We start from the raw sequence: 23,403 nt of genomic DNA on the forward strand, positions 1-23,403 counted from the left end.
TTATTTAAAGTATTGTATTTTTACAAACGAAAAGATAAAAAACCATTTATGTCACAAAAACGCTTATTTCTTTTAGACGCTTATGCATTAATTTTTCGAGGGTATTATGCTTTTATAAAAAACCCAAGAATTAATTCTAAAGGCATGGATACATCTGCCATTATGGGATTTATGAATGCCTTAATGGATGTGATTAAACGGGAAAAACCAGATCATTTAGCGGTAGCTTTTGATAAAGGTGGAAGTACGTTTCGTTTGGAAATGTTTGAACAATATAAAGCCAACCGAGATGCAACACCGGAAGCCATAAAAATTGCGGTGCCTTATATTCAAGATTTATTGCGTGCTATGCACATTCCAATTATAGAAGTGGCTGGTTTTGAAGCCGATGATTTAATTGGAACCATAGCCAAACAAGCCGAAAAAGAAAATTATAAAGTCTTTATGGTGACACCTGATAAGGATTTTGCGCAATTGGTTTCGGAAAATATTTTTATGTATCGTCCAGCCAGAATGGGAAATGACATTGAAATTTGGGGTATTCCTGAGGTACAAGCGAAGTTTGAAGTAGAACATCCATTACAAGTAATAGATTATCTAGGTATGATGGGCGATGCCGTAGATAATATTCCAGGGTTACCAGGTGTTGGAGAAAAAACAGCAAAAAAATTATTGGCCGAATTCGGTTCCATGGAAAATCTTTTAGACAATACGGATAAATTAAAAGGTGCTTTAAAAGACAAAATTGAAGCCAATAAAGCACAAGGCATTTTATCTAAAAAATTAGCTACAATTTTACTTGATTGCCCAGTAACTTTTGATGAAAAAGATTACGAATTAGCTACACCAGATGTAGAGAAAACAGATGCGTTATTTATGGAATTAGAATTCCGTCAAATGAAAGCACAGTTTGATAAACTTTACAATGGTAATGAGAATGGTAATAATAATGACAATTTTCAAACAGAACCAAAAAAGCAAATTGTAAAAAAATCTAACGAGGAACAATATGATTTATTTGGTTTTTCAGATGGTGAAGACGCTTCAGAAACTGTCAATTCGTATTATGCAACTTTAGAAAATACGGAACATTTTTATCAAAATGTACAAGGCGATTTACCTGTAAAAATGTTCATTCAAAATTTATTGAATCAACCTTCCGTTTGTTTTGATACAGAAACCACAGGTTTAGATGCTTTAAATTCCGAATTAGTAGGTTTGGCCTTTTCTTGGGAAAAAGGAAAAGGATTTTATGTGCCGTTTCCAGAAAACAGAGAAGAAGCTCAGGTTTTAATTGAAAAATTCAAGCCCTTTTTCGAAAATGAAAACATCGAAAAAGTGGGTCAAAATATTAAATACGATTTAAAAATTCTTTCACAATACGGAATTGAAGTTAAAGGAAATTTATTCGATACGATGATTGCACATTATCTGATTAATCCTGATATGCGTCATAATATGGATGTATTGAGTGAAACCTATTTAAAATATTCACCAAAATCCATTACTGAATTAATTGGTAAAAAAGGAAAAAATCAAGGTAATATGCGCGATATTCCTTTGGATGAAATTAAAGAATATGCCGTAGAAGACGCCGATGTTACCTTTCAATTGAAAAATCATTTTTTACCTATTTTAGAAAAAGTGGGTACGAAAAAATTATATGATGAAATTGAAATTCCGTTAGTACCTGTTTTGGCCGATATGGAAAAAGAGGGCATTAACTTAGATGTCGATTTCTTGCAAAAAATGTCAATTGACATGACGGCTGAAAGTAAAGCTTTAGAGCAAAAAATATACGAAACCGCTGGTGAAACGTTCAATTTAGCCTCTCCTAAACAATTAGGTGATGTTTTATTTGAGAAAATGAAAATTGGTGGGGCAAAACAAAAGAAAACCAAAACTGGTCAATACGCTACTGGGGAAGAAATTTTGAGTTATTTGGCTAATGACAATCCGATTGTAAAAGACATTTTAGAATGGCGTCAAATGGTGAAATTACAAAGTACTTACATTGATGCATTACCCAATCAAGTGGATTCAAAAACAGGACGCGTGCATACCGATTATATGCAAACTGTTGCGGCAACAGGTCGTTTGAGCTCTAATAATCCGAATTTACAGAATATTCCTATTCGTACCGAAAGAGGAAGACAAATTAGAAAAGCATTTATTGCCAGAGATGAAAATTACACTTTAGTTTCAGCCGATTATTCTCAAATTGAATTGCGAATTATAGCTGCTTTATGTGGAGAAGAAAATATGATTGCTGCGTTTAAAAACCATGAAGACATACATAAAAGTACAGCAGCAAAAGTATTTAATATTCCTTTAGAAGAAGTAACAAAAGAACAAAGAAGTCATGCGAAAACAGTCAATTTTGGAATTGTTTATGGTGTTTCAGCTTTCGGATTGAGTAATCAAACCAATTTATCACGTAAAGAAAGTGCGGAGTTGATTGACGCCTATTACAAAACCTATCCGAAATTGAAATCATTTATTTCTGATCAAGTAGATTTTGCAAGAGAAAACGGATATGTAGAAACCATTTCGGGAAGAAGACGTTATTTAAAAGATATAAATTCTGCAAATGCAATCGTTCGTGGTGGCGCGGAAAGAAATGCCGTAAATGCTCCGATTCAAGGTTCAGCTGCAGATATTATAAAAATTGCGATGATTAACATTCATAAAAAACTAAAATCAGAAAATTGGCAATCCAAAATGTTATTGCAAGTTCACGATGAATTGGTTTTTGATGTACATAACAGCGAATTAGAAAAAATTCAACCCATGATTAAACACGAAATGGAAAATGCCTTTAAAATGATTGTTCCTTTAGAAGTGGAAATTGGTAGTGGAAAAAACTGGCTGGAAGCACATTAATTTGATATTAAACCTGTCCGGTCTAAACAAAAATGCCTTCTTATAACTAAGAAGGCATTTTTATGTGTTTTATTTTTGATTAATTAATAACTATATCATCTATTTGCATTGTCGTAGTTACTCCACCGCTTCCATTTCCAATATACTCAAAAACTAAAAACCCATTACCTGTTAATGTGCTCGGTATTGCCCAATTTCCACTATTTGTAAAGTTTGTAGGATATCCTGAAGACAAACCTGGGTCTATAGTGAAACCTGACGTAATATTTGTTAATGTTGCAGTTGTTACATCAGAACCCGCTACATAATTTGTTGTGTAATATACTTTTAAACAAGCTCCGTTTGCAAAACCAGCTTTGGTTTTAAATGAAACTGTTGAGGCTGCTGTAAGATTAATTGGTACAAAAAACAAGCTTCTATTTGCTTCTGTAGTTCCTCCAAATGAAGTCATTTGAATGTATTTATTTCCACCAAACGTTTTCAATTGCCAATATCTTGTTCCAATAGCAGCATCATTGATATATTTTGGAAATATTTGCTGATTTGTAGTTGTATATGATGTAAATGGTTCGTTTAAAGTTGCGTCATATGTTAATGATGTTCCTACAATTGGTAGTGCAAAATCAATAGTTAATCTTGGATTAGTTAACATAATATCATTTTCCGTACGAACCATAAATTGAAAAGTACTTCCATATTTTGTTAATACACCACGTATTTTTCCGCTTTTATTTGAAACTGGTTTTGATGCAAAATTTGCAAATTCAGAAATTCTTACAATAATTTTGTTTCCAAATTGATCTGTAATTTCATGATTTGTTGCGCCTCCTAAATTATTTAATGTCGCGTCAAAATATTTTTTGCCAATGGATGCATCTGTAAATTGTACATTATCCAATTCAATAAGCTTATTTAAATTAGCATTATTTGATGTAGCTAAAACCGTTAAATTATTTACCAAAGTATTTTCATTCACTTTAGCACAACCGCGCTTAATTATTCCTTCATATTCAACACCAGAAATTCTGCCTACCTCATCATCTGTTAAAATTGCAGGTGTTCCGTTATTATATAAAGAACCCAAAACCATTGCGCCATTTTCTGTAACAAAATATCTGTCTTTTAAATTTACATATACTTTTCTACCTGGCTCATATTTAGTATATAAATTGTAAGCGTCTATTGGCATGCTAAATCCTTTTGTTCCATCAACCGAGACTAATGAAATTGATTTATAAAAATTTCCTCCTTCATCACTTGAAGTTACAAATGCTTCAATAATGTCATTTGGAACATATTTTTGATATGTTGTCGTAGAAGTTGCAATTAAAGCCGGAACCGTTATAGTTGCTGTCAAATCAGAACATTCACCTGATAAATTTGGTGCGTCATAATTGTCACTATTAATACAGCTAAAAAGCGTTGAAAATAGAACCGTTGCTAATAATATGTTTAATTTTTTCATAACGCTTAATTATTTAATTTATAAAATAAAAAATTATCTACTTGAAAGGCCCCATCTAAAGTAATATCTGTACCTGAACCTTTGAATTTGAAGGCAATATGTGCTTTCCCGTTATACGCAGATAAATCAATATTGCTTGCCACAAACTGATACCAAGCCACACTTTTTGTTGGAATATTTGCTTGTAAAGGCGTCCAAGTAGCAGCCAAAACATTAGTACCATCATAATTTGTTGATATGAATACTTGTAAGCTATTATTTGGCGAATCCACATCTAAATGGTGTTGCGCTACTTCAAAAGCCACTCCTTTTTTCTGTGCTACATCTAAATTAATTTCTGGCGAAATTAACCATGCCGTATTTACAGGACTTCCTGAGTTAAATGCACTAAATTCTGCATATCCGTTAGTAACACCTCCTGTGGTATAAGTTTTTTCTCTCCACTTCCACGCACCTGTTTCGTTAAAATTTGTCCAAGATGCAATATCTAAATCTGTGCTGTTTACTGCCGTTTGAAAATCTTCTTTTGAAATGGTTACTGTTGTTTTTGGTAATGCCGTTTCGTCTTCCGTACAACTTACTAAAGTTGCCATAGAAAATACGACTAATGTTAGTTTTAATATAATATTTTTCATAACTAAAAAATTAAAAGTTAACGTATACATTTATAAAATAAGTTCTCCCATATCCGTAAAAATACTTTGGTCCGAAAGCTGGTGTCCCGTTTGCATTATCTGCTTGTAAATCTGGGAAAGTAGCTTTTCTTGATTGTTCAAAACCACCTGTTTTGTAGGTTGTGTCCAACACATTATTAATAGAAGCGAAGAATCCAATTGTAGTGGTATCTACTCGCCATGATTTTCCACCGATAAGATTTAATAAATTAAAATTAGCAAATTTTTCTTGTGTTAAAGCTTGTCTTACAGCTGCTTCAGTTGCACCTGGAAAAGAAATTCCATTGTTGCTTAATGAGAAATTATCGGTTCTTGTAATGTTTGAAACATCTAAATAAGAATCTGCTAAATAATTAATATTTGCACCCACCCACCAGAAATTTGGATCTCTATATTCTAATCCCAAAGAGGCTGCTGTTTGCGGCATACCTGGTAATCTATAATTTTTTAAATACGCCTTACCAAAATCAACTACTGGTTGTGTATTGGTTAAAGTTGCTTGTGCATCGTCATTGATTTTTAAGTTTGGATTGTTTCCATACAAATATTGTCCGTATGATGCAGCAACTGTACCTTTGATTGTAGAAGTAAACTGATATTCTAAACCAATTTCAGCTCCAAAATTTCTCTTTTCAATTCCTGTTAAAAGTTCAGAAATGAAAGAGTCTTGGTCGTTTCCATCAACATCTTCTCCAATACCTTCTGCATAAAAGAAAGAAATTTCTGTTGCGTTTTGTACTTTCGAAGCAAATCCTGTAACACGTGCTTTAAATTTAGGCGTTCTTACTACATACGAAGCATCTAAACTCGCAATTGTTTCACTGTTTAATTCTGGAGTAATATTATTATTTATACGAGCATTAGCAAAAGTGTTTCTCATATTTGGTGCTTTTGTCATATACACCCCATTGAAATCTAATAAATGCTGTCCTGTAATTTTATATGTCAATCCACCTTTGAATCCAAAATTTTCAAAATTTTGTTTTGATCCTTTTCCAAAAGACGTGTTGGCATAAATTCCGTTTCTGTATAACCCTTCTCTTTGGTATTGTGTTCGTGAGAAAGATTGTGCCAAGTAGAAATCTACTTTTTTATAGGTAAATTTAAATTGTGTAAACGCATCAGCAACTACAGCATTTAAATTATAATTGTATCCATATTCATCACCTACTTTAATTTGTCTGTTCGGATTATTTAAATCAGATTGGTTTTGATCTCCAGTGTAAAATGGATCAATATCTTCAAAATATTGACCCCCCAATAAATCCAACATATGTTGAAAATTATGAGATTTTAATTTTTTAAAACTTGCCCCAGCATTTAACTTAACATTATCCGATAAATCTGAGAATAAAATTGAATTAGCTGTAATTTGTTTATCATCTGTTCTGTCCTCATATAAAGCATAAACACTCTTATTTATCCCTTGTTGATCAACACTGCTAAATTGGTTGGCATAATACATGGCATTCCAATTAATTTGACTGTTATTTAAGAAGTAATTTTGAGCGGCATTAGCTCCGGCAATATCTCCTAAATTATAATAATAGCTTGGTAAGTTTTTATAATACGTTGGATCTGGGCTATTGGCCGTTTGGTAATCTAATCTACTATTTCCAATAGAACCAGTTTGATATGCAACATTTGTAGTTAAAGTAGTTTTATCAGAAATTTTCCAATAATGACTTAACATTAAAATTGGTTCTTCAACATCTTTGTCTCTTGAATTACGTTTTTTGCCATCTTGCCATCCCCAATATGAATTGTATTTAATTCCTTTTAAATTATTTACCTCACTTGTATTTGGGGAATTTTTTCCTCTTGCATTTTGAGCGTAAATTGTAGTAAAATTCAAACTGTGTTTTTTATTGATTCTTTTCTCTACACTTGCGAAAAATGAATTAGCTCCGTAATCTGTACCTTCAAAATAGCCTTCTTGCGCCCACCTTCTTGATCCAGAAATACTATAGGCCCAACCATTTTCCATTAATCCCGAATTATGCGTAAACATAGAACGCCAAGAATAATTCGTGTTAGTTCCTGCCATAGAAATTCTTGTTCCTTTTCTATATAAAGAAGCTCTTGTATTAATTTCTTGTGTTCCTAAAATGCCTCCAAAAGTATAATCGGAAGGTGCAGAACCTAAAGTGAATTCTTGATTTCTTGTGGCATCATTTAGTCCACCCCAATTGCTCCATTGTGGTCTTCCATCATAGATTTTATTCATTGAAATACCATTAATCATGGTTACCCCATATTCATTATCTAAACCTCTCATTCTAAAACGAGCTTGCCCCCAATTAAAAGCAGCCGCTTGTTGATAAGTATCTCTAGAAGATTGCAATAATCCTGCAGTACTTTCAGAACCACTGTTGTCATCACCTAAATCGTTTTCCGTAATGGTTACCAAACTTAGTTGTTGTTCGGAAGTAATATCTTCATCTAAAAACAATAACCCAATATCTAACATTTGATTCGCCACCACTTCAATGGCAAAATTTTGAGTGTTGTATCCATCAACAGAAATTACTAAAATTTGGTTTCCAACTGAAATACCACTAATTTGAAATTCTCCCAAACTATTTGTAGTTACAAATTGTTCATTAGACTGGAGCATAACTTTAACGCTACCCAAAGGTCTCTGCGATTTTGAATCCACTACTTTTCCTTTAACGGTAGATTGATTTTGTGCCAAAACAAAAATAGCTTGAAACAAAAACAAAAGACTTAATACAAGTTTTTTCATACTTTATTGTTAATTAATACTTTACAAAACAATTTAGTAACAAACTAAACAGCTGTCAAATGTAAAACAATAAATTAAATTATTTATCTTTGTAATCAAATTTCCTACTTTATTTAATTATAACTTAACGCTGTTTATGAAAAATAAATCTTTATACATCTCTATTGCAATTCTATTATTTATTTCAAGTAGTTTTTCACAAGAAAAAAAGACTTATGCTGTAAACACAATTGCTTTTTATAATTTAGAAAATTTATTTGATACGATAAACGATCCCAATATAAATGATGAAGATTTTATTTATACTCCTGAAAATTATAAAGATAAACTTCAAAAATTAGAACGCGTAATTTCCCAACTTGGAACGGGTACCGACCAAAAAAATTCACCTGTAGTTTTAGGCGTTGCAGAAGTTGAAAACAGACAAGTGTTAGAAGATCTTTGCAAACAACCTATATTAGCAGCTAAAGGATATGCTGTAATTCACTTCGATTCACCAGATAAAAGAGGAATTGATACGGGGTTTTTATATCAAAAAGGACATTTTCAACCAACGAGTTATAAAAATTATGCATTAATAGTAACTGAAGATGAAACTGACAAAAAAGCAAAAGACAAAGTAAAAGTAGAAGATACCGATGATAATGTAGTAGATATCAAAACAAAAAGAATTTATACTCGAGATCAAATTCTAATGACAGGATTATTAGAAGGTGAAGAAATGCATTTTATTGTAAGCCATTGGCCATCAAGAAGAGGCGGTGAAAAAAGAAGTAGTCCACTTCGTGAAGCCGCAGCCGCATTGAATAAAAAAATTATTGATTCGTTACAAATAATTAATCCGAATGCGAAAATTTTTACCATGGGTGATTTAAATGACGGACCTTTTAATAAAAGTGTGAAACAAGTTTTAGGAGCTAAAGGAGATGAAAAAGAAGTACAACCTTTAGGACTTTACAATCCAGCAGAAAAATTAATGAATAAAGGAATTGGAACCTTAGCTTATAGAGATTCTTGGGATTTTTTCGATCAAATTATCATTTCTGAGCCTTTATTAAGAAAAGATTATTCTACTTGGAGATATTGGAAAGCTGGGGTGTACAATGCACCATTTATGATTCAGCAAACCGGACAATATAAAGGATATGCTTTACGAAATGGTGCATTAGGACCTGGATATTCGGATCATTTTCCATCCTATATTTACTTGATAAAAGAAGCAAAAAAATAAAATAATTGAAGGTGCCTTTAAAGTACCTTTTTTTATTTTGTAACTTTACCTTTTAAAATTCTTATTATGTCAATTACAAAACCGTTCAACCTAAATAAATGGATAGAAGAAAATAGACATCTTCTGGTTCCGCCAGTTGCAAATAAAAATTTATATTTAGATTCTGGTGATTATATAGTGATGATTGTGGCTGGACCAAATGCCCGAAAAGATTATCATTACAACGAAACCGAAGAGTTATTTTATCAATTAGAAGGTGATATTACCGTGTATATTCAAGAAAATGGCGAGAAAAAAGCGATGCATCTTTCTGCAGGAGATCTGTTTTTATTACCTGCAAAAGTACCTCATTCGCCAAGCAGATCAGAAAATTCTATGGGTTTGGTTATTGAAAAAAAACGAAATCATCTGGATGTAAAAGATGGATTGCTTTGGTTTTGCGAGACGTGTAATCACAAACTTCACGAAGTATATTTTGAATTGAATAATATTGAAAATGATTTCCTTACCCATTTCAATGATTTTTATGATTCAGAAGAAAAAAGAACGTGTAACAAATGCGGAACGGTTATGGAAAGCAATCCAAAATTTGTAAAATAAATAACTCTGAAATCTATACTCAGTAATCTAAAATCAATTTATTACCTTTGTAAAAAATAACAAAAACATTTAAAAAAGTTAAAAAATGTCAACAATAGCCTCACAATTTGGAATGCCTGAAGCGTTAAAAGCACTAGGAATAAAAGAAATTAATGACGGAACGTCAACAGGTTCCAACTGTTTCTCATCTGGAGAAATCATTGAAAGTTATTCGCCAGTGGATGGACAATTAATTGGAAAAGTAAAAACTACCACAGCAGCAGATTACGAAAAAGTAATGCAAAGTGCTACAGCCGCTTTCAAATCGTTTCGTGCTATGCCAGCACCGCAACGTGGTGAGATTGTTAGACAATTTGGAAATAAATTAAGAGAATTAAAGGAACCGCTTGGAAAATTAGTTTCTTATGAAATGGGAAAATCGTTACAAGAAGGGTACGGTGAAGTACAAGAAATGATAGACATTTGCGATTTCGCCGTAGGTTTATCTCGACAATTGAACGGACAAACCATTCCTTCTGAGCGTCCAGGACACGTGATGAGAGAACAATGGCATTCTATTGGAGTAGTAGGCATTATTTCTGCATTTAACTTTCCAGTAGCCGTTTGGGCTTGGAATACGGCATTGGCTTGGATTTGCGGTGACGTTTGTGTTTGGAAAGCTTCTGAAAAAGCACCTTTATGTTCTATCGCTTGTCAGAATATTATTGCTGCTATTTTAAAAGAAAATCAGTTGCCAGAAGGAATTTCTTGTATCATTAACGGCGATTACAAAGTTGGCGAAATGATGACTACTGACGTAAGAATTCCGTTAATTTCTGCTACAGGTTCTACCAGAATGGGAAGAATTGTTGGTACTACTGTGGCACAACGTTTCGGAAAATCTTTATTGGAATTAGGTGGAAACAATGCCATTATTATTACCCCAACTGCCGATTTAAAAGTAGTAGTTCCAGGAGCGGTTTTTGGAGCTGTTGGAACAGCTGGACAAAGATGTACTTCTACAAGACGATTAATCATTCACGAAAGTGTATACGATAAAGTAAGAGATGCCATTGTGGGTGCTTATGGGCAATTAACTATTGGAAATCCATTAGATCAAAAAAATCATATTGGGCCGCTTATTGATACGGATGCAGTAAACACGTATTTAGCAGCGATTGAAAAAGCAAAAGCTGAAGGCGGAAAAGTATTAGTAGAAGGTGGTGTTTTATCAGGTGAAGGATACGAATCGGGATGCTATGTAAAACCTGCCATCATTGAAGCTGAAAATCATTTTGAAATTGTACAACACGAAACGTTTGCGCCTATTTTATACCTAATGAAATACGAAGGCGAAGTGGAAAACGCGATCGAAAAACAAAATGGTGTAGCACAAGGATTATCTTCAGCCATTATGACTAACAGCATGAAAGAAGCAGAGAAATTTTTATCTTTCGCAGGTTCCGACTGTGGAATTGCGAATGTAAACATCGGGACTTCTGGTGCAGAAATTGGTGGTGCTTTTGGTGGCGAAAAAGAAACAGGCGGCGGAAGAGAATCGGGTTCAGACGCGTGGAAAGTATATATGAGAAGACAAACCAATACCGTAAACTATTCGGATCAATTGCCTTTAGCACAAGGTATTAAGTTCGATTTATAAAATTAAGTGATTCGTTACTTTTTAAGATATATAAAAACCCCTGCAAATTTTTTGTAGGGGTTTTTTGTTTTATAGGGAAGGGATTATTCAATAATAAATTTCTTATATACTTTTTTTCTGTTCCATTCAATGGATAATAGGTACATTCCAGAAGATAAATTTTGATAATATAAGGTGCTATTATTTTCTAAAATAAATTCTACAGTATTGTAAATTAAACTTCCGTTAATTGAAAACACTGTAAATTGCACATTAGTATTTACGGTATCTGAAAACAAAACCTTTAATATTCCGTCTGTAGATGGATTTGGATACAAAAGTACACCTTGGTTATTTTCATCTTCAAAATTGATACTATCACTTAAAGTAGCATCAAATATGGGTAATTTTACATAATTGCCTCCTAAAACCTCAGCGGCCTCACTTTCAGACATACACAACCAATCTTGCATTACGGTGGTATAAATTTGTCTGTAATCAAACTGCATTGGAATTTGATCATTTACCGCAGCATTTGTTGGTAAAACAGGTGAAGTTCCTATCATTCCCGGAATTGGGTGCGTCGTATTTGCCACTTCATTAGGACTGGTGTTTAGTGCGCCACCAAAGAAAATAACTGGTGCTGCCGAACCGTGGTCTGTACCTTTACTTGCATTACTTTTAATTCTTCTACCAAATTCACTAAACGTCATTCCAGTCACATCGTTATCTTTACCCATATAGGTAATTTCTTGTTGAAACGCACCAATAGCTTGAGACAACAAGGTTAAATTTATAGCTTGAGAACCTTGCGTTTTATCATTATTATCAACCTGATTTTCGTGCGTGTCATGTGTATTAGGGTGATTGACAATATATACTGGTGTTTGTAAACCTCCATTAATAAGTTTGGCAACAATTTTTAACTGGTCGGCCAATTTGTTACTTGTTGGATAAGTAACTCCCGAGTTTAATGCAAAATTATAAGCGGTTTGTATCACATTTCTATACACATTACTTTGATCTTTCATTAATCTAAGAAAAGTAAGTTCGTGACCATAATCTGAATTTGGGGAAGGGTCTGTAATACCATTAATAACATTAAGTAATGCATTAGGATCTGGAGCACTGTATCCCATATTCATATTCGGACCTTGTAAAGAAAAAGGTAATGTTGATCCAATCTGAATGGCAAGGGGATGAGGCATTTCAGGTGATGGATAGGCACTTGGATAATTTGGATATTTAACATCTAATGCTCTCCCAAGCCAACCACTATCTAAATTTTGGTTACTTCCAGACGCCGTAAACCAAATATCAGTTGCTCTGAAATGACTGTAATTTGGATTGGGATAAGACACGCCTTGAACAATCATCATTTTACCATTATTGTACAGATTTTTCATTTCTGTCATAGCAGGATGTAATCCAGTAGTAGCGTTATTATTTAAAGTTAACACGCTACTTTCAGGCATTAATATATTAGAACGCGCATTAACTAAATTGCTCCATTTGTCTAATGGAAATACCGTATTTAGCCCATCATTACCACCATTTTGCTGAATAATAACTAATATTTTACCGCAGTTTATGGCAGAAAGCGCCATTTTTTCTAATGTTACACTATCAACTTCTGAAGATGCCATAACAGGAATACCATTAAATAAAAGTGGCGTTGTTGCTAAAGCAGTCGTTTTTATAAAATTTCTTCTTTTCATAGCAATTACATTAGTTGGTATTCTGATAATTGAGTAATTGAAACAAGCAAACTCTTAAGTCTTGATTTCACTATGTTCTTAAAACCATTGTTTGATGGGTTGCCAATATAATTATTCCATGCATCTGACCAATAATAATTTTGTACTTGATTGGACAACAAATTTTGTACTTTTAAATTTGTTTTTGCAGTAGCACTTATATCTACGGGCAATAGATATTTAACGCATTCATTAACTAACGCATCAGGATCTGCAATGGTTGTTCCTGAAAATTGTGAAACCCAAGCAATTACATCAACTTCTATTCGAGTTGTTAATCCGTTAAAGTTCAAATTAAATCCATTAAATATAGCATCAATAAATGCTGCTCTTTTTTGAACGGTATTTGAATTAATCCAATATTCATGAAAATTTGGATTTTGATAATAAGCAGGCCAACCTGCAACATTAGGCATATTACCCATTGATTGATCAATAGGCACTAAAAAATTTGTATTTATAGCTGCCCAAACATAGTATTGCGCATGGTGATTAGTAGCGTCTGAAACATTGTAATTCAAATTAAAAGTACGCATACTTCCAAGAATCAAATCAAATGGAGATTTGATGTACACACCATAATTTGCCATATCATAAAAATGTTGGCTTTTAAATAATTTGTCTAAAACAGGCGCTATTTCCCAATTGTTTGCTACAAAATATTGTGCTAAAGGAACGATTACATTTGCTTCAATATTGGCATCAATGTCATAATACACAAAATAACGATACAATCTGCGGCATATATATTCGGATACGACTTGCGATTTTGAAAAGATCAAATCTATGAACGCATCTAATTCTGCACTTCCGTTATTTGTTATGGTTGTATTATTAAAAAAAGCAGAAAATGTTTTGTTCGAGGTGTCGTGTTGTGTTGCTACAAAAGAGGTTGTTGTAGGGTGTGTATTTAGATTTTGAACCCGCCAACCGGTAAGAATTTTTGCAGCTGCAATTACATCGGCTTCAGTAAATTGACTCAAAGGATCTTTCCCAAGGGTAAAAAGCTCCATGATTTCTCGTGCAAAATTTTCATCTGGCGCACTACTTGTATTAGCTTGATTGTTCAAATAATACATCATAGCAGGTTGCGTGGCTACATTTCGGATTAAGGCTTTAAAATTTCCTAAACCATTATTTCTAAAATTTTGTATGTATTCGTGGGATATTCGAGCAGAATTTGACCCACAATAAATATTTTGAGAAACTCTAACTGTATTAAAATCTATGGGAATTAAATGATACCAAAACCAGGTCATTTTTTCTTTAATATTGAGTTGTTGGTTTAGTCCTTGTCCTAAATTCCATGCAGAAAGACCCGTAATTCGATAAATATTTGTTGTGTTTCCTATGGAATTTGAATTGAAAGCATGTTGGGTCCAATCACTTCCGTATGGAATATTTCCCTCATCAGCAAAAACATTTTGATAATAATTAACGGGCGGATTTGGTACTGTATTTGGAATTGTTAACAGCGAATTGACGCTGCTATTCAAACCCGATTGTTCAAGCCCGTTAACATCTGAAAATTTAAAACCAAATTGTGTTCTTCGTAATAAATGTAAAACCGAAGCCGTATTCCAAGCCCCAGAATATGGAGTTAAACCACTTGTGATGTTACCTATTCTATTGGTTTCCGCATTAGCTTCAATAGATTGATACCTTCTTAAACCGTAGTTTTTTCTTTTGTATTTTTCAAAAAGAGGATCTTGACTTTCTTCTCTTCTAAGGAATACTTTTTTAAAAAGATTCCTTCTCGAATATTTTTTTTCCATACCCTATACTTAACAAATTAATTATTAGACAATTAATTCTGAAAATAGTTTAATATTTTTTATAAAAATACAAAAAAATATGTAAAAATAAAAACCCTACAAATAAGGTGTTTGCAGGGTTTTAAATCTCTAAAATCCTGTCAGGTTTTTGAAACCTGTCAGGATTAATACGATACATTAACTAATTACTTCGTTTTCTTCACGTATTGTGTTAAAATATAAATATGTTGGTTTTCTACTCTTCCTTCAATTAAGTTGGCATCGTCCCAAACCACTTTTATATTATGTACTGCCGCTCCTCGTTTTGCAGTAAATGTAGCCCCTTTTACATCTAAATCTTTAATTAATACCACAGAATCGCCATCTTTTAAAATAGCACCGTTGCTGTCTTTATGCACAATTTTATTTTCGTCTTCTTCTTCACCTTCACCTGTAGCTTTTGCCCATTCTAAGGCTTCTTCATCTAAATACATCATTTCTAACGTATCGCTATTTTTTAAACGCGCCAACATGCGCCAAGATAAAATTTGAACCGGTAAATTTTCGTTCCACATACTATCAGACAAACCTCTCCAATCATTTGGATTCATTGAATCTGGGTTTTCCACTTGATCTTTTAAATGTTTGGCCAATAAAACCGAATGTGCTAAACTTTCTTCTGTATAAGGTGGTAACGTGTACACCACTAAATCCAATTCGGCACCACTAATTTCACATTTTGACTCGCTTCTGTCTTTTAATTTTCTTTCAATTACACTCATTATTTTGTTTTTATGGCTGTTAATTTTTCTTAAATTTTGGCAAATATAGGAATTAATTTCTCCCTATTTCGCTTGGATATAACTCGCGCAATTTATCACTTTGCCAATACATTTTAGAAACACAATCCATAATAGTTAATACACCCGAAAAAGCGGCGCCAGTATCTAAATTCCAAACAGAATTTTTACAAAGCGGTGCGACTATTTCCGTTTTAGAAATAGGCGTATGTCCGATAAATATTTCAGAATAAATTTTTAATCTTTTTGGATATAAAGGCGAATTTTTATCCATAGTTTCATCTAAACACAAAGCCACTTCCCAAAGCGTTCTGTCCCAATACATTAATTTTGGAAAAAACTCTTGTGTTATACCATTCATATTTGTAAAACCGGCATGCACAAATAATCTGTTTTCAGCATCTAAATAATAATTTCGCAAGGATTTCAAAAAGGCAATGTGTTTTTGTTTCGTTTCACTAGATACAGTTTTGTAGGCGTCAACAGTGGCTTTTCCCCCATGTTTAAACCATAGCTCTTCTTTTATATTTTCATGTCGATTTTCTAACCAATCTAAAAGCAATTCATCATGATTTCCTCTTAAGAAAATACATTTTTGTTGTTCCGATAAAGCAATTAAATACTCTAAAACTGCAGGCGATTCGCTCCAACCGTCCACATAATCGCCTAAAAATATTAAAATATCATTCTGTTTTATTTCTGCTTTTTGGAGTACTTGAAGTAAGGCTTTTAATCCGCCATGTATGTCGCCAATAACTAGTGTTCTGCTCATTTACATCTTTTATAATAAGGTAAGCAATATACAAATAATAGTTCAATTGAAAACAGGATATTTGTTAGGTTTTTGTTTTCGGAATATGCTATCTTTGTATTTTAATTCAATCTAAATAAGTTTGTGGAAAATAGTAATGCTACTGTATTGAAGAAGGGGCAAATGGCTCAAATTTCAGATATTAATATTGATGAAATTCCATTGAAGCTTATTGAAATGGGATGTTTACCTGGCAATACTATCGAATTAATTCAGGTGGCACCAATGGGTGACCCTTTATTTTTTAATATAAACGACGCGAAAGTAGCTATTAGAAAAAAAACAGCTCAAGAAATCTATATTTTACAAGACTCTATTCAATAAATGTATTCTAAAACCATAAAAGTTGCGTTAATAGGAAATCCAAATGTGGGTAAAACCTCGGTATTTAATCAGTTAACAGGATTAAATCAGCAAGTGGGGAATTATCCTGGAATTACTGTGGATAAAAAAACAGGCATTTGTAAACTCAATCAAATTACGAAAGCTAAAATTATAGATTTACCAGGAACGTACAGTTTAAATGCGAATTCAATTGATGAAAATGTAGTAATTGAATTACTATTAAATAAAAACGATGAAGATTTTCCAGATGTAGCTGTTGTGGTTACCGAAGTAGAAAATTTAAAACGAAATTTATTACTTTTCACACAAATAAAAGACTTAGAAATTCCCACGTTGCTTGTAATAAATATGAGTGACCGAATGAAACAAAAAGGAATTGAATTAAACATTCCGTTACTCGAAACCGAATTAAAAACTAAAATTGCCTTAATAAGTTCCAGAAAAAATATTGGAATTGAGTATATAAAAGAATTAATTTTAAATTACAAAAATCTATCTACTGAAGCTTGTTTAAATGCCAGTTCTATAGATGAAGAATATTTTAATCGTCTTAAGAAAGCATTTCCAAATCAGTTGCTTTATAAATTATGGCTGGTTATTACACAAGACGTAAACTTCTTAAATTTAGAGCGAAACACAATAGAAAACAATTTTACCCGTTCGCACTCTGATTTAAAAAAACTGCAACAAAAAGAAACCATAAAAAGGTATCAATTTATTAATGATACGCTGAAAATTACCCAAAAAATTGACAAATCTAAAGCGACCGATTTTCAAAGTAAATTAGACAATATATTAACACACAAAGTCTTTGGATATTTAATTTTCTTCGGAATATTATTACTTATTTTTCAATCCATTTTCGATTGGAGTAGCATTCCAATGGATTTTATAGATACTACTTTTTCAAAATTTAGTGCGTTAACTAAAGAAAGTCTTCCGAAAGGAAAATTTACGGATTTACTTTCTGATGGAATCATTCCCGGAATTGGAGGCATTATCATTTTTATTCCGCAAATTGCCTTTTTGTTTTTGTTTATTTCTGTTTTAGAAGAAAGCGGATATATGAGTCGTGTAGTATTTTTAATGGATAAAATTATGCGAAAATTCGGATTATCTGGAAAAAGTATCGTACCATTAATTTCTGGAACGGCTTGTGCTATTCCTGCCATTATGAGCGCTCGAAATATTGAAAACTGGAAAGAACGTTTAATTACGATTTTAATCACACCATTTATTACTTGTTCTGCACGATTACCGGTTTACGCGATTTTAATTTCATTAATCATTCCAGAAAAACGGTTTTTAGGTTTCAGTTTACAAGGTTTAACTTTAATGGCGTTATATTTATTGGCTTTTGTAGTGGCAATTGGCTCTGCTTATTTGCTAAATAAGGCGCTTAAGTTAAAATGCAAATCATATTTTATTGTAGAAATGCCAAGTTATAAAGTGCCTCTTTTAAAAAATGTAGCATTAAATGTTCTTGAAAAAACAAAAGCGTTTGTAACTGGAGCTGGAAAAATAATTCTAGCTTTATCTGTAATTCTGTGGTTTTTAGGATCTCACGGGCCTGGAGAAAATTTTAACAACGCACAAGAAATCGTTGAAAAAGAAGTATATTCAAGCCAACATAAAATAAATCCTTCTGTGATTGAAAATACTATTTCTGCCTACAAATTGGAAAATTCTTACATTGGAATTATGGGAAAAACCATTGAGCCAGCCATAAAACCATTAGGTTACGATTGGAAAATTGGAATTGCAGTAGTAAGTTCATTTGCCGCTAGAGAAGTATTTGTTGGAACACTTGCTACCATATATAGTGTAGGAAACCAGAGCGATGAAGAAGCTACTATAAAAATGAAAATGGCAGAAGACATTGATGCTAATGGAAATAAGATATTTAATTTCGCAACCGGAATTTCATTACTCTTGTTTTATGCTTTTGCGATGCAATGTGTAAGTACACTTGCTATTGTAAAAAAAGAAACCAACTCGTGGAAATGGCCGATAATTCAATTGGTTTTTATGAGCGGTTTTGCTTATGTGGTAGCGCTAATTGCTTATCAAAGTTTGAAATAGTTTTTTGGAAACACCGATTTAAGAAATTAATAAAATTAAAATTTATGAATTTGCAAGAAATTTTAACATATATCTGTTTGGGTTTAGCCGTCGGTTTTTTATTTAAAAAATTCTTTTGGAAGAAAAAAGCAACTAAAAAAAATTGCGGAGATACTTGCGACTGTAAGTAATTTAAATATTTTTAAATAGTCTATTATCCCAAAGCCACATCTAAACTCATCATGACAATAAAGCCAGCAATAAATCCTAAGGTGGCAATATCTGTATTTTTATCTTGTTGGGTTTCTGGAATTACTTCTTCTACAACTACAAAAATCATCGCTCCAGCAGCAAATGCTAAGGCATAAGGTAAAATTGGCGTGAAAAAAGTAACAGCAAGCGCTCCTAAAACTCCGGCAATAGGTTCTACAATGGCAGATGATTGTCCGTACATAAAACTTTTTCTACGACTCATTCCCATTCGTCTTAAAGGCATAGAAACGGCAATTCCTTCAGGAAAGTTTTGAATTCCAATTCCTAATGCTAACGTAACAGCTCCTGCAATAGAGGCTTCTGGAATGCCAGCCGCAACACCACCAAACAAAACTCCAACTGCCAAACCTTCAGGAATATTATGAAGTGTAATGGCCAACACTAATAAAGTAGTGCGTTGCCAAGGCGATTTTATCCCTTCGGTTTCTTTAAAATTAATATGCAAATGTGGTAATGTTTTATCTAAAGCAAATAAAAATAAAGCGCCCATTAAAAAACCACTTGCAGCTGGAATTACTTTTGTAAAACCTTCGCCTTCACTCATTTCTATAGCTGGTGCCAGCAAACTCCAATAACTTGCCGCCACCATAACACCACCTGTAAAACCCAACATACCATCTAAAACGGCACGATTCATAGTTTTAAAGAAGAAGACCAAAGATGCTCCGGCAGCAGTAACCAACCAAGTAAACATAGTAGCATAAAAAGCAGCTAATATTGGATCAACTCCTTCTAAATATTTTATTAAATCGTTGTACATTTAATTTTAATTTTAAAACCCAGATTTTAGAAATCATTAAAATTTTAAAAATCTCTAAAGTCTGTGTTGCTATTATTTTACATATAAATTATTAGCGATTTTATCCGATATGACCAAAACGCTATTATTAATTTCAATTTTAAGGGTTCCATCGAAGGGTTCTTTGTCTATCACTTTCATTTTTGTCCCTAACGAAATGTTCAATTTGTTTAGATATTGTAAAAAATCAACAGAAGTATCTTTTACGCCTACACAAGTAATGGTTTTACCCACTTCAATTTCACATACTAATTGTTTTTCTATTTTTTTTATTTCTCCTTTTGCATTCGGAATGGGATCACCATGCGGGTCAAAACTTGGAAAATTTAAAAACTGATCCAATTGATTGATTAATTTTTCGGACTTAATGTGTTCTAATTCTTCTGCTACTTCATGCACTTCATCCCAAGCGAAACCGAGCTTATCAACTAAAAAAACTTCCCACAAACGGTGTTTTCTTACAATAATTTTCGCATATAATTTTCCTTTATCCGTTAATGAAACACCTTGGTATTTTTGATAATGTATCCAATCTTTTTCAGATAATTTTTTCAACATATCTGTTACAGACGAAGCTTTGGTATCTAACATCGCAGCAATAGCATTCGTGTTCACCCCTTTTGGTGAAAGGTTTGATAAATGATAAATAACTTTCAAATAATTTTCTTCAGATGTGGTCATTTTGTATATTTGAAAAACAAATGTAACATAAACTTACGAGTTTTAAAAAAATATTTTTAGATTTGTCTAAAAAAATATGAAAAAAATCATTCTATTATTAATTTGGATTCCTTTTATAGCGTTTGGTCAAGAAATTGAACCCATACAAACGGATAGACCCGACCAAACTGAAACGCCCTATTTAGTTCCAAAAAAAATGTTTCAAGTGGAAAACGGATTCAGTTTTCAAAAAAACAACACCAATAGTAAGACGTTGACTTTGCCTTCTTCTTTGTGGAAATATGGAGTCAACGATAATTTTGAATTGCGATTAATCACTGAATTTTTAATCGACAAAAATTTTGATTCTGAAATTTCAGGATTAAAACCGGTGCTTGTTGGATGTAAAATTAAAATTGCGGAAGAAAAAGGGATTTTTCCTAAAACTTCATTCATAGGACACGTTGGACTACCAAATGGGGCGTCTTCAAAATATAAAAATGAATTTACAGCGGCCGAATTTCGATTTGTAATGCAACACACCCTTTCAGAAAAAATGTCATTTAGTTATAATTTAGGAAGCGAATGGGACGGAAACTCGCCCGAAGCTACATTTATTTATACCATTGCAACAGGTTATTCTATTTCAGAAAGAATAGGAAGTTATATTGAGGTTTTTGGCTTTTTGCCTGAAAATGCAACTGCAAATCATTCAATTGATGGAGGAATAACTTATTTGATTAATGATAATTTTATGTTAGATTTGTCATCAGGATTCGGAGTTACTAAAAATGCGCCAAGCTATTACGCCGCTTTTGGTTTTTCTTTCAGAATGTAACAAATGAAACACTATCATTACATATTTACTGGAAACGGTTTATCTGCATTGTTGACCCTTTTTGAAATGATTCAATCTGGCCGATTTTCAGACAAAAAAATACTTTTGATAGATTCCGATGCAAAAAACAAAAACGACAGAACGTGGTGTTTTTGGGATAGTGAAAATTTATTTAACGAAATTACCACCAAAAATTGGCAACAAGCTTGGTTTAAAAACGAAAACTTCACCAATCAATTAACTTTACATCCGTACGAATACAAAATGATTAAAAGTGCGGACTTTTATAAATTAATTTTCGATGAAATTACAAAACATCCTAATATAGAAATTTTTCAAGATAAAGTAATTGATTTTTCTGAATTAGGCAATCATTGTGTGGTTCAAACTAAAACAAAATCGTTTACTTGCAATCAAATTTTTAATAGCATCTACAACCCGGAACTTGTAAAATCGCAAACTAAATTTCCTTTGGTGCAACAACATTTTATCGGTTGGTTTATCAAAAGTAAAGAAGCCGTTTTCACGGAAGATTGCCCGACTTTTATGGATTTTTCTGTAGAACAAAAAGGAAATACACGCTTTATGTATGTTTTACCGACTTCAACAACTGAAGCTTTATTAGAATATACGTTGTTCTCGAAAGATTTACTATCAAAAGAAGCCTACGAAACTGAAATTGAAAACTACATTAAAAAATTAGGTATTACCGATTATGAAATTGTTGAAAAAGAACAAGGTAATATTCCAATGACTTGTTTTCCATTTTGGAAAAATAACAGCAAAAACATAATAAATATAGGTTCGGCAGGCGGATGGAGCAAAGCCAGTACAGGTTATACATTTAAAAATTCGGTAAAGAAATCAAAGAAATTGATTCAATTTTTAAAGACCGAAAGCAATTTTACAAAGTTTCACAAAATCAACAAATTTTGGTTTTACGATTTGTTATTAATTGACATTTTATTTCAAACCAATGAATACGGAAGCAGCATTTTTTCGAGTATGTTTAAAACAGGAAAAGCGCCGTTAATTTTCAAATTCTTAGATGAAGAAACATCTATTTGGGAAGATTTACAAGTTATTTGGATGTGCCCAAAAGAGTTATTTATTAAAGTGTTATTAAAACGAATTTTTTAATTATTCTACCGAAAACTTCTTGTTTACCAATTTTATATTCGTGTAAAACTGATTTACATCGGTAAAAGTAACGCCTTTATCATCAAATCGTTTAAAGGTAAAATCTCGTAATTTTTCTTCAATAAATAAAGACTTTAAGATCATTTTATTGTTGAAAATATCAAATTTCATGGCAACTTTTTCCCTTTGATATATCCAATTTGAAGTGAATTTATGGTTTTTTCCTATACTTTCTTCACTAGTATAAAAAAACGGATAAGGTAGTTCCGTCTCGTAATTTAATTGTAATAAATTGTAATTTTTATCCACAATAAAATTCCCTTTATAAAAACCATTCGATTTAAACGTTACTACTAATTTTTCATTATCTAACCATTCTCTAGTAAATTCGTAACCATTTGGATGAATAAAAAAGTCTAATTCGGCAGTTGATAAATTTTTACGAATCGGGAAACCTGAAAGCCAACCAATTGGAGATTCTTCTGAACTATATCCTTTAAAAATTTCTTTAAAAATAGAAAACCATTTGTCTTTATTTTCTATCACATTTTTTTTTGAAAATGTACTATTAAAATTGGTAATTTTAATAATTTGCTCTTCTGTTCTATTTATAATGGTATCCGAATTTTTTAAATTTATTTGACGCAAATCGAAAACAAAACTGGTGGTATCTGTTTTTTTTAACAATTGCTTGTTTACTCTTTTTAAAATAGTTACAATTTTAGGTTTGCTTTTTATTTGTACCACTTCAATTTCTGCATCTTTGAGTTCTTGTGCAAAACTAAATGTGGCAATACTTAAAAAAAGTAAAATGTAATAACTCATAATCTATTATCTTAATACAAATATAGCATACAATATTAAAGATTTAATCAAATTTATAGCACGATAACAAATCTTTATGAAAAGTTTATATGTGTAGAAGTAAAAACTTTGTAAATTTGTGCT

General features: G+C 32.3%; 18 protein-coding genes. 8 read left to right on the plus strand and 10 right to left on the minus strand.

Annotated features, from left to right (window positions below; all coding sequences use genetic code 11):
• Positions 1-48: 48 nt before the first annotated feature.
• On the plus strand, positions 49-2,883 hold the full coding sequence (gene polA, locus ABWP60_RS04360; protein ID WP_353149047.1) for a DNA polymerase I: 2,835 nt from the start codon (positions 49-51) through the stop codon (positions 2,881-2,883).
• Between the two features lie 79 nt (positions 2,884-2,962).
• On the opposite strand, the gene ABWP60_RS04365 is transcribed toward polA, so the two are convergent.
• The 3 genes from ABWP60_RS04365 to ABWP60_RS04375 are packed head-to-tail and all read right to left on the minus strand — an operon-like array spanning position 2,963 to position 7,768.
• Positions 2,963-4,348, minus strand: a complete 1,386-nt coding sequence (locus ABWP60_RS04365; RefSeq protein WP_353149049.1) for a DUF5689 domain-containing protein — start codon at positions 4,346-4,348, stop codon at positions 2,963-2,965.
• Positions 4,349-4,353: 5 nt separating this feature from the next.
• Positions 4,354-4,983, minus strand: a complete 630-nt coding sequence (locus ABWP60_RS04370) for a hypothetical protein (RefSeq protein WP_353149052.1) — start codon at positions 4,981-4,983, stop codon at positions 4,354-4,356.
• Positions 4,984-4,993: 10 nt separating this feature from the next.
• The gene (locus ABWP60_RS04375; RefSeq protein ID WP_353149055.1) at positions 4,994-7,768 is read right to left on the minus strand and encodes a carboxypeptidase-like regulatory domain-containing protein; all 2,775 of its coding nucleotides are present in this window, start codon (positions 7,766-7,768) and stop codon (positions 4,994-4,996) included.
• Between the two features lie 136 nt (positions 7,769-7,904).
• Here ABWP60_RS04375 and ABWP60_RS04380 point away from each other — a divergent pair, with 136 nt between their 5' ends.
• From ABWP60_RS04380 to amaB, 3 genes are all read left to right on the plus strand, one after another.
• Entirely contained in the window at positions 7,905-8,999 is a 1,095-nt protein-coding gene (locus tag ABWP60_RS04380; RefSeq protein ID WP_353149058.1) for an endonuclease/exonuclease/phosphatase family protein, read from the plus strand.
• A gap of 66 nt (positions 9,000-9,065) precedes the next feature.
• A complete protein-coding gene (locus ABWP60_RS04385; protein WP_353149061.1) occupies positions 9,066-9,599 on the plus strand; it encodes a 3-hydroxyanthranilate 3,4-dioxygenase in 534 nt (177 codons plus the stop codon).
• An 85-nt stretch (positions 9,600-9,684) separates the two neighbouring features.
• Positions 9,685-11,238, plus strand: coding sequence for an L-piperidine-6-carboxylate dehydrogenase (gene amaB, locus ABWP60_RS04390; protein ID WP_353149064.1), 1,554 nt, complete (start codon positions 9,685-9,687; stop codon positions 11,236-11,238).
• 83 nt (positions 11,239-11,321) lie between these two features.
• Here amaB and ABWP60_RS04395 read toward each other — a convergent pair whose 3' ends face one another.
• From ABWP60_RS04395 to ABWP60_RS04410, 4 genes are all read right to left on the minus strand, one after another.
• Positions 11,322-12,935, minus strand: coding sequence for a T9SS type A sorting domain-containing protein (locus ABWP60_RS04395; protein WP_353149067.1), 1,614 nt, complete (start codon positions 12,933-12,935; stop codon positions 11,322-11,324).
• A gap of 5 nt (positions 12,936-12,940) precedes the next feature.
• Positions 12,941-14,749: a DUF1800 domain-containing protein gene (locus ABWP60_RS04400; RefSeq protein ID WP_353149070.1), complete on the minus strand. Its 1,809-nt coding sequence runs from the start codon at positions 14,747-14,749 to the stop codon at positions 12,941-12,943.
• Between the two features lie 185 nt (positions 14,750-14,934).
• On the minus strand, positions 14,935-15,510 hold the full coding sequence (locus ABWP60_RS04405) for a PhnA domain-containing protein (RefSeq protein WP_353149073.1): 576 nt from the start codon (positions 15,508-15,510) through the stop codon (positions 14,935-14,937).
• A gap of 52 nt (positions 15,511-15,562) precedes the next feature.
• Complete coding sequence (locus ABWP60_RS04410; RefSeq protein WP_353149076.1) at positions 15,563-16,300, minus strand: metallophosphoesterase family protein; 738 nt, start codon at positions 16,298-16,300, stop codon at positions 15,563-15,565.
• Positions 16,301-16,423: 123 nt separating this feature from the next.
• On the opposite strand from ABWP60_RS04410, the gene ABWP60_RS04415 reads away from it, so the two are divergent.
• Positions 16,424-16,663 (plus strand): FeoA family protein, encoded by a 240-nt coding sequence (locus tag ABWP60_RS04415; protein ID WP_353149079.1) that lies wholly within the window; start codon positions 16,424-16,426, stop codon positions 16,661-16,663.
• Entirely contained in the window at positions 16,664-18,766 is a 2,103-nt protein-coding gene (gene feoB / locus ABWP60_RS04420; protein WP_353149082.1) for a ferrous iron transport protein B, read from the plus strand.
• Between the two features lie 193 nt (positions 18,767-18,959).
• On the opposite strand, the gene ABWP60_RS04430 is transcribed toward feoB, so the two are convergent.
• Both ABWP60_RS04430 and ABWP60_RS04435 read right to left on the minus strand, forming a co-directional pair.
• Positions 18,960-19,778 (minus strand): ZIP family metal transporter, encoded by an 819-nt coding sequence (locus ABWP60_RS04430; protein ID WP_353149088.1) that lies wholly within the window; start codon positions 19,776-19,778, stop codon positions 18,960-18,962.
• 72 nt (positions 19,779-19,850) lie between these two features.
• Positions 19,851-20,498 carry a metal-dependent transcriptional regulator gene (locus ABWP60_RS04435; protein WP_353149091.1) on the minus strand — a complete coding sequence of 216 codons (648 nt, stop codon included), beginning with the start codon at positions 20,496-20,498 and terminating at the stop codon, positions 19,851-19,853.
• Between the two features lie 76 nt (positions 20,499-20,574).
• Between ABWP60_RS04435 and ABWP60_RS04440 the strand changes: the two genes are divergently transcribed.
• Both ABWP60_RS04440 and ABWP60_RS04445 read left to right on the plus strand, forming a co-directional pair.
• Entirely contained in the window at positions 20,575-21,315 is a 741-nt protein-coding gene (locus ABWP60_RS04440) for a transporter (RefSeq protein WP_353149093.1), read from the plus strand.
• 3 nt (positions 21,316-21,318) lie between these two features.
• Entirely contained in the window at positions 21,319-22,455 is a 1,137-nt protein-coding gene (locus tag ABWP60_RS04445; RefSeq protein ID WP_353149096.1) for a lycopene cyclase family protein, read from the plus strand.
• Here ABWP60_RS04445 and ABWP60_RS04450 read toward each other — a convergent pair whose 3' ends face one another.
• Complete coding sequence (locus tag ABWP60_RS04450) at positions 22,456-23,280, minus strand: hypothetical protein (protein ID WP_353149099.1); 825 nt, start codon at positions 23,278-23,280, stop codon at positions 22,456-22,458.
• Positions 23,281-23,403 lie beyond the last annotated feature (123 nt).

The sequence above is a fragment of the Flavobacterium sp. genome, from assembly GCF_040402895.1.
GTDB lineage: Bacteria > Bacteroidota > Bacteroidia > Flavobacteriales > Flavobacteriaceae > Flavobacterium.